The organism is Neobacillus dielmonensis (genome assembly GCF_000612665.1).
GTDB classification, from domain to species: domain Bacteria; phylum Bacillota; class Bacilli; order Bacillales; family Cytobacillaceae; genus Neobacillus; species Neobacillus dielmonensis.
The window spans coordinates 1-14,812 of sequence record NZ_HG942066.1; the positions used below are offsets into that span (position 1 = coordinate 1).

Sequence of the window (14,812 nt, forward strand, 5' to 3'; positions counted from 1 at the left end):
GCTGCCAGGCTGTTTTAAAAAATTATATTATCGCGGGGTGGAGCAACGAGCGTTGCTTCAATGAATAATCTGCGAGTTGTACCCATCGAACTGCTGCTTGAATTAGCCTACAGAGATGGGGAGTCCATGAAACAATGAGCATGGACTATCTAAATATTTCTAATTATCGCGGGGTGGAGCAGTTCGGTAGCTCGTCGGGCTCATAACCCGAAGGTCGCAGGTTCAAATCCTGCCCCCGCAATCAAAAATGGTGGATAGCGATTAGCGCTGTCCGCTATTTTTTTTGCACGTTTTTCAAAAAGCAACAATATGTCTTATGAAGAATTAGCACATTGCACTCCGAAGAAGAAATAAAAAGGAGCTCCTTCCCTATAATAAAAAACAATTTAGGGAAATGATAAATTAAAGGGGTGATAATGTGTATTTTTTATTAAATGCACTAGGAGTAGTAGTTGTCATTGGTCTTATATACTTATGTTCTCCTAATAAAAGTAAGGTGAATTGGAAGTCAATCTTGAAATTGTTGGTTATAGATTTTCTAATTACTTGGTTCATGCTATCCACAAAAATTGGCTCCTGGGTAATTAGTAAAATCGCTTCATTTTTTACTTGGTTGATTGATTGTGCCAACGAAGGAATTTCGTTTGTCTTCCCTTCCGTTATGGCTAATGACCAGGTAGATTTCTTTTTTAGTGCATTAATGCCTATCATTTTTATCATTACGTTTTTTGATATTTTAACTTACTTTGGAATTTTAACTTGGATAATTGATAAAGTTGGCTGGCTGATTTCAAAGATATCTGGGTTGCCAAAGCTTGAAAGCTTCTTCTCCATCCAGATGATGTTTCTAGGGAACACAGAGGCGCTTGCTGTTATTCGCCAGCAGTTGACTGGATTGAGCGAAAACCGCCTGTTAACCTTCGGAATTATGAGTATGAGCTGCATTAGTGGGTCAATTATAGGTGCCTATCTAACAATGGTCCCAGCTACCTATGTTTTTGTGGCCATTCCCTTGAATTGTTTAAATTCATTGTTGCTTGCAAATATGCTAAACCCTGTTCACGTTAGCGAAGAGGAAGATATTGTTTATGTTCCGACAAAAGAAGAGCGCGGAGACTTCTTTTCAACCATCTCCAACAGTATGCTCATTGGAATCAGAATGGTGATTGTTATTGCAGCGATGGTAATTGGCTATGTTGCCCTAACAGCAGGTGTTAATGGAATTTTGGGCTTTTTTGTGAAGGGACTGACGATTCAAAAAATATTCTCTTATATTTTTAGTCCATTCTCATTCTTGCTGGGGCTGCCTAAGGATGATGCGATGTATGTGGCACAATTAATGGGGATTAAGCTTTCAACTAATGAATTTGTAGGAATGCTTGATTTAACGAGCAGGTTAAAAGACCTCGCACCTCATACCGTTGCTGTTGCAGTTACGTTTCTTACTTCTTTTGCTAACTTTAGTACAGTAGGTATGATATATGGAGCATTTAATTCAACGATAAGTGCGGAGAAATCAAAAGTTATTGGAAAAAATGTTTGGAAGCTTTTGGTTAGCGGGATGGCTGTATCATTATTAAGTGCTATGATTGTAGGACTGTTTGTTTGGTAAGGAAACTCTAATTGCTCTAGGGATTTATCATGAGCGTTGTTATAATAAATATATATTTTATGAGGGGAAACCAGGTATTTAAAAATGGACACAATGAACAAATGGAATCAAAAGTATAAGGAAAAATTAAATCGTCTGGAAGAGCCTCAACCCAATCAAAGATTAAAGAAATTTACTTCGTATCTTAATGGAGGGGCAGCGCTTGAACTTGCTTGTGGGTTAGGTGGAAACAGCCTGCTTCTGGCTGGATTAAATTATCAAGTGCAGGCTATGGACATTTCGGACGTAGCCATTAACTATATAAAGGATTTGGCCGCAGCGCAGGGTTTATCGATCAACCCCAGAGTGTGTGATCTCACAAAAGGTGAAAACCTCAAATGGGAAGGATTATTCGACCTGGTTGTTGTAACGTATTACCTGGATCGTTCCCTATTTTCCTCAATAAAAAAAGGTATAAAAAAGAATGGTTATTTTTTCATGGAGACTTACTACATGTCACCGGGAAATGAAAATCAAGGGGTATCTGTACAATATAAGTTGAAGCCTCAGGAGCTTTTAACTGAATTTAGAGAATGGAAGGTTCTTTTTTACGAAGAAAATGAGCAAGAGGGAAGGCAATCGATATTTTGTCAGAAAATATATCATTAAGAGGCGGTTGGGACTCTCCTGCCGCCTCTTAATATTCCTATATAGTTAGTAGGGAACCGCCTAAACCTCAACCTGGGCAATTTTGACTGTCCAGTTAAACGGATCTTCTTTCTTTCCAAGCTGTATTGCTGTCATTTCATCATACAGGCGTTGTGAAATTTCTCCGATTTGATTATCGTTGATGGTAATGATCCGGCCGTTCCAATTCAATTCCCCTACTGGAGAGATAACTGCGGCTGTTCCGGCACCAAAGACTTCTTCCAATTCACCGCGTTCATAAGCTTCAAATACTTCTTCAATGGATATTCTTGCTTCACGTACTGGAACACCCCAGTATGCAAGTAGTTGGATAACGGAATCCCGGGTCACACCTGGTAAGATGCTGCCATTTAGTTTAGGTGTTACGACTTCCCCGTTGATTTTGAAGAAAATATTCATGCTGCCGACTTCTTCAACATATTTATTTTCTTTGGCATCCAGCCAAAGAATCTGAGCATAGCCCTTTGACTCGGCAATTTCTTGCGCCTTTAAGCTTGCTGCATAATTTCCCGCAGTTTTTACGTGACCGACTCCACCGATAACTGCCCGGACATACTCTTCTTCCACATAGATTTTAACAGGGCTTAGTTGATCGCCATAATAGGCCCCGGACGGAGATAAAATAACCATCAATTTATACTGTTGGGCTGGGCGCACACCGAGATATGGCTCTGTTGAAAAAATAAATGGACGAACGTATAGTGACGTTCCTGCCTCATTTGGTACCCAGTCCTTTTCGGTTAATACTAATTGTTTAATGGCTTTCAGTAGGAATCCTTCATCGATTTGCGGAATACAGAGTCTGTCGCATGAATCGTTTAGCCGCTTCATGTTTTTTTCAGGACGAAACATCTGAATGGTACCATCTGCTGTTCTATATGCCTTCAAGCCTTCAAAAATGGCTTGTCCATAGTGAAAAACCATGGCAGAAGGATCAAGTGTGATAGGTTCATACGGGGTAATTCGGGCTGCATGCCATCCGTTTTCAACATCGTAATCCATTACCAACATATAATCAGTGAAATACTTTCCAAATCCTAAGGATGCAGGATCAGGCTTCTCCTTTAATACCTCTCTTTGGATAAAACCAATATCTTGACTCATGATTACACCTCTTAACAATTTAATATTTAAAATTGTGATACTATTCTCTATATTACTATATCACTTTAAACGGTAAAGATTCCATACATAGACTATACTTTAATACATTAACGTGCCGGGGGCCTGTCCCCCGGCGCGTTAATGTATTAAACAATTTTCAAGTATAAAGGAAAAAATTGTAAAATGGTTAAACTGGTGCTAATATTGAATTACACACAATAGTGTATGATGCATAGTATATGACATAGGGTATAAAAAGAAATAAAGTGAGGTGAGATGATGAGTACGCTGCTGAATTCTTTGAGGGTCGAATTACGTAGAGGGACGTTGACCTTGGCGGTGTTAAGCCAGCTTCGGTCGCCACAATATGGTTATTCCCTTGTTCTATCTTTAGAGAAAAGCGGAATTACCATTGATCAAAGCACACTGTATCCGCTGCTTCGCCGACTGGAGAAACAGGAGCTGGTAACGAGCAGCTGGGATACTTCAGAAAGCAGGCCGCGGAAATATTACGTATTATGCGAGATGGGCTTAGAGGTTTTTCAGCAGTTAAAAAAAGAATGGCAACAGCTTTCAGAAGAACTATATTTATTATTAAAAGGGGATGATCCTGATGAACCTAATTGACCTTTATATACAAGAAGTCACTCGCAGGCTTCCTATAAAAAGCAGGCAGGATATTGCACTTGAACTCCGCTCTACAATCGAGGATATGCTGCCGGAAGATTATACCGAGGAAGATGTTACGTTAGTTTTAAAGAAATTGGGTAATCCAGCTGTTCTGGCGAACGGATATATGGATCGGCCGATGTACTTAATTGGCCCCAAATATTACGAACTTTATATTCAATGGTTTAAATGGATTTTGCCCATTGCCGTTACCATTACTTTAGTGGGTTTCTTTGTTGGGACCATTATGGCAGCGCCGGAAAATCAAACGCTGATTATATTTGTGGCAAAGCAGGCTATTTCCGAAGGGATCGTCCAGGTGCTGTTTACCATGTTTCAAGTGTTTTTCTGGCTGACTCTGGTATTTGCGGTCATTGAAAGAGTGGATCATAAAGGCCATAAGCCGCAAGGGAGCTGTTTTAAGGAGTGGGCACCCGAGGACTTAAAAAAAATAACAGTCTTACCAAAAGAAAGGGCAGTCCCAACGATGGAAACAGTTGGCCGTATGATATGGACAGTGATTTGGGTAACGGTTTATTTTAACGCTGACAACATTTTAGGGATATATAAGCAGGGGACTGAAGGGATGATGTCAGTTACTCCATCTTTGAACCAAGATGTGCTTAACGCTAATTGGCTCCTAGTTATTTTGGCAGCTATATTAGAAATAGGACTGAGTATTTACAAATGGAAAGCTAAACAATGGACGATTAAACTGGCCTGGGTCAATGCGATCAGCCAAATCATTTCATTACTATTATTCACTATAATTATTACTTCTCCCAACTTATTCACTTCGGAATATAGCAGTTTCTTAACCAACAACCTTACCTTCATCCATCATCCAGAAACCTTTATTATTCGGATCATCATCGCTGTATTTTTAATATCTATAGCAGCTGATGCCTACCAAGGATTTAAAAAGGCCTATTTCCCGGTTCCCACAGACAATAGCCATAAAAAATCTGGGGTAGGTAAATGAAAAATATCAAGACCATGAGTTTCGCCTCTTGAACAGATTCTAGAAACATCCCCCATTACCAATTAAAAAATATCATTAAATGTGAAAAAGTACTTTTTCAAATGGTTTTAATCCATTAAAATGAAACAAATACTATGTTTACGAAGCCGCATGGGGGAAAGAAAATGAAAAAGAGATGGAGCCAAAAAACCACTTTGACGGTTTTACTAATATTTACTGCATGTTTAATCTGGGCTGCAGGATTATATACGTCCCAATCTCCTTTGCATAAAGCATATGGGCAGCAGCCGAATGGCTCTATAACCATTTATCTCGCAGGTGATTCAACGGTTTCCAATTACTCAAGCAAGTTAGCCCCAAGGGAAGGCTGGGGGCAGGAATTGGCTGGGATGTTTGACGGGAAAGTCGTCGTGAACAACCAGGCTAAACCAGGAAGAAGTTCGAAAAGTTTTATAGACGAAGGAAGACTGAACACGATTCTGGGCCAAATAAAAGAGGGGGACTATTTGTTCATCCAGTTTGGCCACAATGATGAAAAAATCAAACATCCCAACCTTTACACAGAACCTTTTACCACTTATAAAAGCTATTTAAAGCAATATATTGATGGTGCTCGGCAAAAGGGGGCAATTCCCATCCTTGTGACCCCAGTCGAAAGAAGGAGATTCTCACCAAGTGGAAAAGTATTGTCCTCCCATGGCCAATATCCTGCTGCCATGCGAGAACTGGCTAAAGAAGAGAATGTCCCTGTGATCGATTTAACGGCAAGAAGTAAGGAGTTATTTCAAGAATTTGGGCCGCGGGAAACCAAGAATTTATTTTTATGGCTTATTCCCGGGGACTCACCAAACTATCCTGATGGTGTAAAAGATGGAACCCATTTCCAGAAAGAAGGGGCACAGGAAATAGCGGAATTAGTGGTAGAGGAAATGAATAAATTGAATTTGCCATTAACGAACCATGTTCGAAAAGAGTTCCAATAATCATTTTTTATGCTTTAGGCCGCAGCTTGCGGCCTTTTAATTTTTTAGCGACTTTAATAAATGCTTGGTTCTGATATGAATATCTTTTCATGAAATAATATTGAAGTGAGTATAACATAGTAAAAATTCACATGTAAGCGCATTACTTAAATATTTTAATAGTTTTAATTGACTGAATAATATAATTATATTATTATTTTAATAACATATTTTTTAGTGTTGCGAAATAATTCAAATAATAGTAGAAATGAAGGTGTACATATGTCACAAATGCTAGCTTTAGTCATTGTGGTTTTTATTTTATTAGTTGGGGATTGGGTCGCTATCAGAACCAAAGCTTGGGTGCCGTCCATGTTTATCAGTGCTGTGCTGTTCCTAATTGGTTACTGGACCTTTTTTCCAAAAGAAATTGTCTCCATAGCGGGTATCCCATCAGTTGTTGCTACCATGCTGATGTACTTGCTTATTACCAATATGGGTACCCTGTTGTCCTTGCAGGAATTAAAGGCCCAATGGAAGACGATTTTGATCGCAATCACAGGTATTTTAGGGATAGTTGTATTTTTATTAAGTATCGGAACACTTATCTTTGGCTTTAAAACCATGGTTGTTGCCGTCCCTCCTTTAGTAGGCGGTGTGGTTTCTGCGTTAATCATGTCGGAAGGAGCTAAAACAGCTGGCCTCGCGTCACTATCGGTGTTCGCCATTGTCATTTATGTCATGCAGGGGTTTGCTGGCTATCCGCTTACTTCCATCATGTTGAAAAAAGAAGGAAAGCGGCTGCTTGAAAAGTACCGCAATGGGGAACTAATGCATGCAGATCAAGTGCAAGCATCCGCCGAAACAGCAGCAACAGTGGATTTCGAGCTAAAACTTTTTAAAAGTCTTCCAGAAAAGTACAACACTGAATTCTTTAAGTTTTTTAGACTGGCAGTAGTGGCGTTTTTAGCCTACTTAGTTTCAACTCTATTAGCACCTGTTGTTTCCGTCAGCCCATTTGTTCTTTGCTTACTGTTCGGGATCATCGGAAAAAGCATTGGCTTTTTGGAAAAGCAAGCCTTGCAAAAAGCAAATGGCTTCGGTTTTGCGATGATGGGTCTGATGCTGTTTATTTTTGATGGATTAAAGCAAGCAACACCTAGCATGATGATGGAAATCATCTGGCCATTGATTGGGACGATTGTGATTGGTGTTATTGGCATGTACGTTTTCTCGTTCATTGCAGGCAAAGTCCTAAAAGTAAGCAAGGAAATGGCCTTTGCAGTTTCTTTAACAGCCCTTTACGGATTTCCGGCTGACTTTATCATTACAAATGAAGTAATCAAGTCGTTAACCAACGATGAAAAAGAAAAAGAAGTGCTGACAAGCCATATGCTGCCTCCAATGCTGGTTGGCGGGTTTATCACCGTTACCATTGTTTCGGTTATCTTAGCAGGCATTTTCGTGAAATTCTTGTAAAAAGACAGGGGAGATTGAAATGAACGACCTTCAAACTCGAATAGAAGGACATATCAACAAATTAAGCAAATTTACAGCAACTCCGGGAAAAGGGACAACGCGGCTGACTTATAGTCAGGAAGATCAACAGGCCCGGGAATATATCAAAGAAAAAATGAAGGAATACGGGTTACAAGTCCGGGAAGATGGCTTAGGGAATATTTTTGGAAAAATGGAGGGGACGATACAGGATGCGCCAAGCGTGTTAATTGGCTCCCACTTTGATTCCGTCCCCAATGGAGGTTCCTATGATGGTCCGGCAGGTGTTGTGGCTGGTTTGGAGGTAGCCGCTTTATTTGCTCAAAACAAAATCAAGCCTAAGTATCCACTGGAAGTTATTGCTTTGATTGAAGAAGAAGGAGCCAGATTTGGCGGAGGATTAATGGGATCTCGCGGTATGACTGGACTGCTTAGTGAGGAAGATTTTAAAAATTTAAAGGATAATGACGGTATCTCAACCGTAGAAGCCATGACCAAGATCGGGCTGGATCCAGCGCTTCCTAAAAAGCGGGATCCCAAGACATTGAAAGCCTTCTTGGAGTTACATATTGAGCAGGGACCTATTTTAGAAGAGAAAAATATCCCAATCGGTGTTGTAGAAACCATTGTGGGTTTGACTCAGTATGAAATTACGGTAGAAGGGCAGGCCGGGCATGCGGGGACTACACCTATGGATCGCCGCGCGGACGCCTTAGTGACCGCAGCACAGATGATTGCCCAATTCCCGACGCTTGCCATCGAAGAGGGAGAAGGTACTGTAATGACAACAGGGAAACTAAATGTATTCCCCAACGGTGCCAATGTCATCCCGAAAAAAGTGGTCTTCACCGTTGATATTCGCTCCGGCAAAGAAGAACATATTCAGAATGTGATCGGCAAATTAAACGAATTAATAGATTCCTATACTCAAAATGGAATACAAGTAACCGCTGTTCAGCAGTTATACATGCAGCCAAAGGCAATGAATCCTGAAATTGTTGCCCTTTTAAAACAAACCAGCAATGCTTTAACTATCCCGTATAGCTCGATAAACAGCGGTGCCGGGCATGATGCCATGGTTTTATCGGACGTGACAGAAGTGGGCATGGTGTTCATCCCTAGTAAAGATGGGCTAAGCCATTGCCCGGAAGAATGGTCAGACTCGCTTCATATAGCAAACGCCGTTGAGATTCTATATGAAACAGCCAAGAAATTAACGGAGGCAGAGTAAAATGATTAGTGAAAAGATAAAGGCAGGAATTCAAACCTACAGTGAGGAATTAACAGCCATCCGCAGGAAGCTGCACAGTGAACCGGAACTGTCATGGGAAGAATTCGAGACCACCAATTTCGTTTGTGAATATTTGGACCAATTGGGAATTTTCTATCGCAGAGCGGAACCAACCGGAGTTATTGCCACCATTGAAGGCGGTAAGCCGGGCAAAACGGTGGCGTTAAGGGGAGATATGGATGCACTTTCAGTAGAGGAGTTAAATAAGGATTTGGAGTATGCTTCAAAGTTTGAAGGGAAAATGCATGCTTGCGGTCACGATTCCCATACAGCTATGCTGCTGATTGCTGCTAAAGTTTTAAATGAAAATAAAGCTGATTTACCTGGAAACGTCCGGTTATTATTTCAGCCAGCTGAGGAAGTGGCTGAAGGTGCTAAAGCGTTTGTTAAGCAAGGGGCAGTGGACGGCGTTGATAACGTTTTTGGTATTCACATTTGGTCGCAGATGCCGACTGGCAAAGTGTCTTGCACACCAGGACCATCGTTCGCTTCGGCTGATTTATTTAAAGTGACATTCAAGGGAAAAGGCGGTCATGGAGCGATGCCGCATGCTTGTATCGATGCTGCCCTTGTTGCTTCCTCGTTTGTCATGAACGTACAAACTGTGGTTTCTCGGACGATTGATGCACAGCAGCCTGCGGTTCTTACCATTGGAAAAATGGTGGTCGGCACCCGGTTTAATGTTATTGCGGAAAACGCAGTGATTGAGGGGACGGTCCGCTGTTTCGACCCGAAAGTCAGAGACCATATTGAAACCCAGCTTAAGCATTATGCCGAACAGGTCGCAGCCATTTATGGGGCCACAGCAATAGTGGAATATACCCGTGGTACTAAAGCTGTGATTAATGATGAGTATAGTGCAAATTTAGCCCAAAAGGTGATAACAGAAGCGTTTGGTGGAGACGCTGTCTTTAATGAAAAGCCGACAATGGGCGGTGAAGATTTCAGCGACTACTTTGAAAAAGCTCCTGGCAGCTTTGCGTTAGTTGGCAGCGGCAATCCGGAAAAAGATACCCAGTGGGCCCATCATCATGGGAGATTTAACATTGATGAAGATGCCCTCGTTATTGGTGCGGAGCTGTACGCACAGTATGCATGGTCTTACTTAAATGAATAGTGAAACAAATGGGGAGCACAATTGGATTAATTGTGTTCCTTTTGATTTATCCTTTTTTGAACTTCTCCAACTGCTGGAAGCAAACAAACACAGCCTCGAATAAAGCTCATAACTTGAGAAAACCACTGTATTAAACTCAGAGCTTCCACACAGTAGTTTTTTTTAGGCATTTTTCTTTTTTTAAATGAGATGTTTGGTAAAATGTTCATGGTTAGTGAAAAATAACTTATCTGGATTTAGAAGGGGGATTAGCGTGAAAAAAACGGAAGCTCCACTGGACAAGCGTTTTAAAATTGCCCATCGAGAAGCGTTAATAGGGGTTATTCTTGTTATTATAAATTTTATTTGGTGGTACGGGTTTGGCTATGGGCTAGGTTCGGAAAAAGTGGAGAACTATCATTACATATGGGGATTGCCCGCCTGGTTCTTTTACAGCTGCATTGTTGGTACCATTTTGATGGTTATTCTTGTCAGCTTGACCGTAAAGTTTTTGTTCAAGGATGTTCCCTTTGAGACAGAAGAGGGGGAAAATCAGTGAACTGGGGCGTTATCACACCGTTAATTATTTTTCTAGCAATTATTTTTGCAATTGGAATTTGGTCAAATAAATTAGTGTTAAAATCCCAATCCTTCCTGGAAGGGTACTTCTTGGGAGAACGCTCGATGGGGGGCTTCATCCTTGCAATGACCATGGTGGCCACATACGGAAGTGCCTCAAGCTTTATTGGGGGCCCGGGGGTTGCCTATACGAGGGGATTAGGCTGGGTGCTGCTGGCCATGACCCAACTGGCAACCGGCTATTTTACCCTTATGGTGCTGGGGAAAAAGTTTGCCATCGTATCGAGGCAATACAAGGCTGTCACCTTAATTGATTTCCTTAAAGAAAGGTACCAAAGCAAAGCAGTGGTCTTGCTGTCGGCAGCCAGTATTATTATTTTCTTATTTTCCTCCATGACGGCCCAATGGATTGGGGGTGCCCGCCTGGTGGAATCCCTCACTGGACTTCCATATTCGACCGCCTTGTATATTTTTGCGTTTTCCGTCCTTGTATTTGTTATCGTCGGTGGGTTCCGTGCTGTGGCGTTAACGGATACTGTGATGGGGGTGGTGATGTTCCTGGGCACCTTAATCCTGTTGATAGCTACCATCAAAGCAGGCGGAGGAGTCTCAAAAATAATCTCAGATTTGGCAGCCGAGAATCCAAATTTAATCAGCCCGTTTGGTGCGGATGGGAGCCTTTCGCCAACCTATGTATCCTCCTACTGGATCTTAGTAGGTGTCGGCGTTGTGGGTTTGCCGCAAATAGCTGTCCGGGCCATGTCTTATAAAAATTCAAAAGCCATGCACAGTGCGATTGTGATTGGAACCATTGTGGTTGGAGTCATCATGCTTGGGATGCACTTGATTGGAGTGTTTGCCAGACCGGTGCTTCCGGGTATTGAGGTGGGCGATACCGTCATGCCGTTGTTATCGATGAAGGTGCTGCCGCCGTTTTGGGCCGGTATTGTGCTGGCCGCACCGATGGCCGCTATCATGTCAACGGTTAACGCCCTGCTGATTTTAGTCAGCTCGGCACTCGTAAAAGATATTTACTTGAACTATTTCAAGCCGAGTGCAAGCGACAATCATATTAAAAAAGTCAGCTTTGGTGCAACCGCCGTTATTGGCGTAATTGTAATTATTTTTTCCTTAAGTCCACCTGATTTAATTGTGTGGCTGAACTTATTTGCCTTTGGCGGACTCGAGTCAGTGTTCATTTGGCCGGTCATCATGGGATTGTATTGGAGCGGGGGCAATAAATATGGAGCGATTACCTCGATGATTATCGGGATGGGTTCTTATATTTGGTTAGACCGTTTTTATCCCAATGCGTTTGGATTCCACACGGTTGTGCTGCCCATCATATTTTCATTCATCTTTTTCGTAGTAGTAAGCCTTGCTACAAGGTCAAGGACAGCAACTGAATCAATCCGTTTTGGAAAATAAGGGAGTTAAAAAAGGGAGTGAAGTTTCACTTCCTTTTTTAAACTGTAAAACGTATGGGAGGTCAATCCCTCGCTAATATGAATTCAGGCGCCATAACAATGGCGCCTTATTTGTTCTTTTTTAGCCATTGGGACCATTACAATTGAATGGAAATGAAAAACAACCTGCAGAGGGATACTATACAAGGTGCTGTGGCACCATTCGAAGGTTTAGGGGACTTTCTTCTTAACTAGAGAAAAACAAGGGATGATTATCCTTACCTCAATCTATTCCTCTTCATCCGAGTAAGCCTCAGTTGTCGTATCCCTGCAAGCCCAGCACTCACTTCTATTCCTCTCCATAATCGATAACTCCTCACCACAAGAAATGCACTTATCCATAGGTAAAAACTCCTTTCCCATAAAAAATAAACAAACTAGTTCTATATCTATATTCACAATAACCCAAAATATTTCCATAAAAAATCATTAACAACTTGTATTTATTACATTGGTAATAGCGATAGTCCCCCCGCTGAAGTAAAGCGGTGATGTGCTGGGGGCCAGTCCCCCGCTGAGGTAAAGCGGTAATGAGCTGGGGGCCAGTCCCCCGCTGAGGTAAAGCGGTGATGCGCCGGGGGTCAGTCCCCCGCTAAGGTAAAGCGGTGATGCGTTGGGGGCCAGTCCCCCGCTAAGGTAAAGCGGTGATGTACCGGGGGACTGGCCCCCACTGAGTTAATGCGGTGATACTCTAGTAGACTGACTCTGGGTTTAAATGTCACGTTTCTATCACAAAGTTTATGGGGTATTCGTTTATAATGAATGAAGGGATAGTTTAGAACGTATTTGTGAAGTGTTTAACAAATGAGGAGGGGTTGTTTTGCGTTATAGCCATTTGTTTGAAACAGGGAATATTGGCAGTTTAACGTTGAAGAATCGGGTTGTTATGCCAGCAATGGGAACAAATTTGGCTGGGGTTAATGGGGAGGTTACGGAACACCAAATTGCTTATTATGAGGAAAGAGCCAAAGGCGGTACAGGATTAATCATTGTGGAATTTACCTGCATTGATTATGCATTGGGCAAAGGGATGTCGAACCAAGTAAGGATAGATGAAGATCGGTTTACGCCAGGTTTTTCCCGTTTGGCGAATGCCGTCCATAAATACGGCGCCAAAATATTTGTCCAGCTTCATCACGCTGGAAGGCAATCCAACTCACTTCTGACAGGGGGAAAACAAATCGTTGCTCCAAGTCCAGTTGCTTGCAATGCCATTGGCGAAGAACCAAGAGAATTAACAAAGGAAGAAGTGAAAGAACTAATACAAAAGTTTATTCAAGCTGCCATCCGCTGCAAGGCCGCCGGTATCGACGGTGTAGAGCTTCATGCTGCCCATGGGTACCTAATTAACCAATTCTTGAGTCCCAACACCAATCTGCGGACGGATGAATATGGTGGAAACTTTGAAAATAGAATCAGATTTTTAGAGGAAATTTTGTTAGGCATCAAGGAAAAGTGCGGTTCTGATTTCCCTGTTACAGTACGACTTAACGTGGATGATTTCGATTATGGTGGCTTGGAAGTGGAAACAAGTATGGAAATCAGCCGCTATTTGGAAAAAATCGGGGCGGATGGAATCCACGCCAGCTGTGGTACCTACAATTCTGGGGATAAAATCATCGAATCGATGATGTTTGAACAAGGCTGGAGAGTCTACTTGGCTGAGGAAATTAAAAAGTGTGTCCGTATTCCTGTTATCACTGTGGGAGTCATCCGTGAGCCGGAATTTGCCGAAAGTATCTTAGCCGAGGGCAAAGCAGATTTTGTCGCACTAGGAAGGGGCCACATTGCCGACCCGGAATGGACCAATAAAGCCTATGAAGGAAGGGAACAGGAGATCAGGAAGTGTATCTGCTGCCTTCACTGTATCCAGACAGTCAACAAGAATTCTCACGTTCAGTGCTCCCTCAACATTCGGGCCGGTCGGGAGCTTGAGTTTAAAGAATTTAAAGTGGTTGAGGAAAAGCGCCATGTAGCCATAGTAGGCGGCGGGCCGGCCGGAATGGAAACTGCTAGAGTACTAGCCATAAAAGGCTACGAAGTAACAATCTTTGAAAAAGACAACAAGCTTGGCGGACAATTGGATCTTGTTCATACCCCGGTGGCTAAACAGAAAATGAACTGGATCATCGACTATCACCGAAATGAACTGGAACGATTAAACGTGGATGTCCGGCTTAATACAGAGGCCACGGTTGAAAAAATAAAGGCCCTGAACCCATATGCGGTATTCCTCGCAACCGGTGCCAAACCCATTATTCCAAACATAGAGGGAACCCAGCTAGCAACTGTCTGTGATTATGAAGATGTGTTATTAGAACGGAAACCATTCCAAAATAAGAAAATAGCCGTTATTGGAAGTGGAATGGTTTGTTACAGTGTGACGCGTCAGCTTGCAGAGAAAGGGAATGACGTAATCTTAATTAATATTCCGACAGCTACAGGGGAAAAAGTATCGGCTCCGACAAGAATGATGCTGCTAAATCGGCTGGAAAAGCTAAATGTTGAGATTATCGAAGGACAAAACGTGGTAAGAATACTACCGAATGCTGTGGTAATTGAAAAAGAATTAACGGGTAATCAAATCGAACTCGAAGTCGACCATGTTGTCTTTTCCATGGGAACAGAATCCTATAACCCATTAGAAGAAGAGTACCGGCAGCATTTTGAAAACGTATTTGTTATCGGTGATGCTATCGTTCCAGGCTCCATTACCCATGCCATTAAAGATGGATTTGAGAAAGCATTTGTTTTGGAATCTATAGTTTCAAAAAAAGAAGTAAAACAATTTACCGGTATGATCTGATAAAAGTAATCAAGAAAATTTCCAGTTTTTGATATTAGAATAAACAATAGGGCTGACCAAA

At 42.0% G+C, this 14,812-nt stretch carries 12 protein-coding genes and 1 tRNA gene; 12 read left to right on the top strand and 1 reads right to left on the bottom strand.

The window, feature by feature from the left end; genetic code table 11:
• The first annotated feature begins 167 nt into the window (after window positions 1–167).
• The 3 genes from BN2425_RS12585 to BN2425_RS12595 all read left to right on the top strand — a co-directional run bounded on the left by BN2425_RS12585 (window position 168) and on the right by BN2425_RS12595 (window position 2,260).
• Window positions 168–241 (top strand) — tRNA-Met (locus tag BN2425_RS12585).
• 177 nt (window positions 242–418) lie between these two features.
• A complete protein-coding gene (locus tag BN2425_RS12590) occupies window positions 419–1,612 on the top strand; it encodes a nucleoside transporter C-terminal domain-containing protein (protein WP_042459895.1) in 1,194 nt (397 codons plus the stop codon).
• A gap of 93 nt (window positions 1,613–1,705) precedes the next feature.
• Window positions 1,706–2,260: a class I SAM-dependent methyltransferase gene (locus BN2425_RS12595; protein WP_195891935.1), complete on the top strand. Its 555-nt coding sequence runs from the start codon at window positions 1,706–1,708 to the stop codon at window positions 2,258–2,260.
• Between the two features lie 60 nt (window positions 2,261–2,320).
• On the opposite strand, the gene BN2425_RS12600 is transcribed toward BN2425_RS12595, so the two are convergent.
• On the bottom strand, window positions 2,321–3,403 hold the full coding sequence (locus BN2425_RS12600) for a branched-chain amino acid aminotransferase (RefSeq protein WP_042459902.1): 1,083 nt from the start codon (window positions 3,401–3,403) through the stop codon (window positions 2,321–2,323).
• A 279-nt stretch (window positions 3,404–3,682) separates the two neighbouring features.
• Here BN2425_RS12600 and BN2425_RS12605 point away from each other — a divergent pair, with 279 nt between their 5' ends.
• From BN2425_RS12605 to BN2425_RS12645, 9 genes are all read left to right on the top strand, one after another.
• A complete protein-coding gene (locus tag BN2425_RS12605; RefSeq protein ID WP_042459905.1) occupies window positions 3,683–4,030 on the top strand; it encodes a PadR family transcriptional regulator in 348 nt (115 codons plus the stop codon).
• Entirely contained in the window at window positions 4,017–5,054 is a 1,038-nt protein-coding gene (locus tag BN2425_RS12610; protein ID WP_042459908.1) for a hypothetical protein, read from the top strand. Before BN2425_RS12605 ends, BN2425_RS12610 begins: the two co-directional genes overlap by 14 nt.
• Before the next feature lie 164 nt (window positions 5,055–5,218).
• Complete coding sequence (locus tag BN2425_RS12615) at window positions 5,219–6,037, top strand: rhamnogalacturonan acetylesterase (RefSeq protein WP_081798064.1); 819 nt, start codon at window positions 5,219–5,221, stop codon at window positions 6,035–6,037.
• Between the two features lie 261 nt (window positions 6,038–6,298).
• Window positions 6,299–7,495 carry a membrane protein gene (locus tag BN2425_RS12620; RefSeq protein WP_042459911.1) on the top strand — a complete coding sequence of 399 codons (1,197 nt, stop codon included), beginning with the start codon at window positions 6,299–6,301 and terminating at the stop codon, window positions 7,493–7,495.
• Between the two features lie 19 nt (window positions 7,496–7,514).
• Entirely contained in the window at window positions 7,515–8,744 is a 1,230-nt protein-coding gene (locus tag BN2425_RS12625; RefSeq protein ID WP_042459914.1) for a Zn-dependent hydrolase, read from the top strand.
• Between the two features lies 1 nt (window position 8,745).
• A complete protein-coding gene (locus tag BN2425_RS12630) occupies window positions 8,746–9,921 on the top strand; it encodes an amidohydrolase (protein ID WP_042459918.1) in 1,176 nt (391 codons plus the stop codon).
• A 253-nt stretch (window positions 9,922–10,174) separates the two neighbouring features.
• The gene (locus BN2425_RS12635) at window positions 10,175–10,459 is read left to right on the top strand and encodes a YhdT family protein (protein ID WP_042459921.1); all 285 of its coding nucleotides are present in this window, start codon (window positions 10,175–10,177) and stop codon (window positions 10,457–10,459) included.
• Window positions 10,456–11,907: a sodium/pantothenate symporter gene (panF, locus tag BN2425_RS12640; protein WP_042459924.1), complete on the top strand. Its 1,452-nt coding sequence runs from the start codon at window positions 10,456–10,458 to the stop codon at window positions 11,905–11,907. The genes BN2425_RS12635 and panF overlap by 4 nt, the downstream gene beginning before the upstream one ends.
• 858 nt (window positions 11,908–12,765) lie before the next feature.
• Entirely contained in the window at window positions 12,766–14,751 is a 1,986-nt protein-coding gene (locus tag BN2425_RS12645) for an NAD(P)/FAD-dependent oxidoreductase (protein ID WP_042459928.1), read from the top strand.
• Window positions 14,752–14,812: the final 61 nt, after the last annotated feature.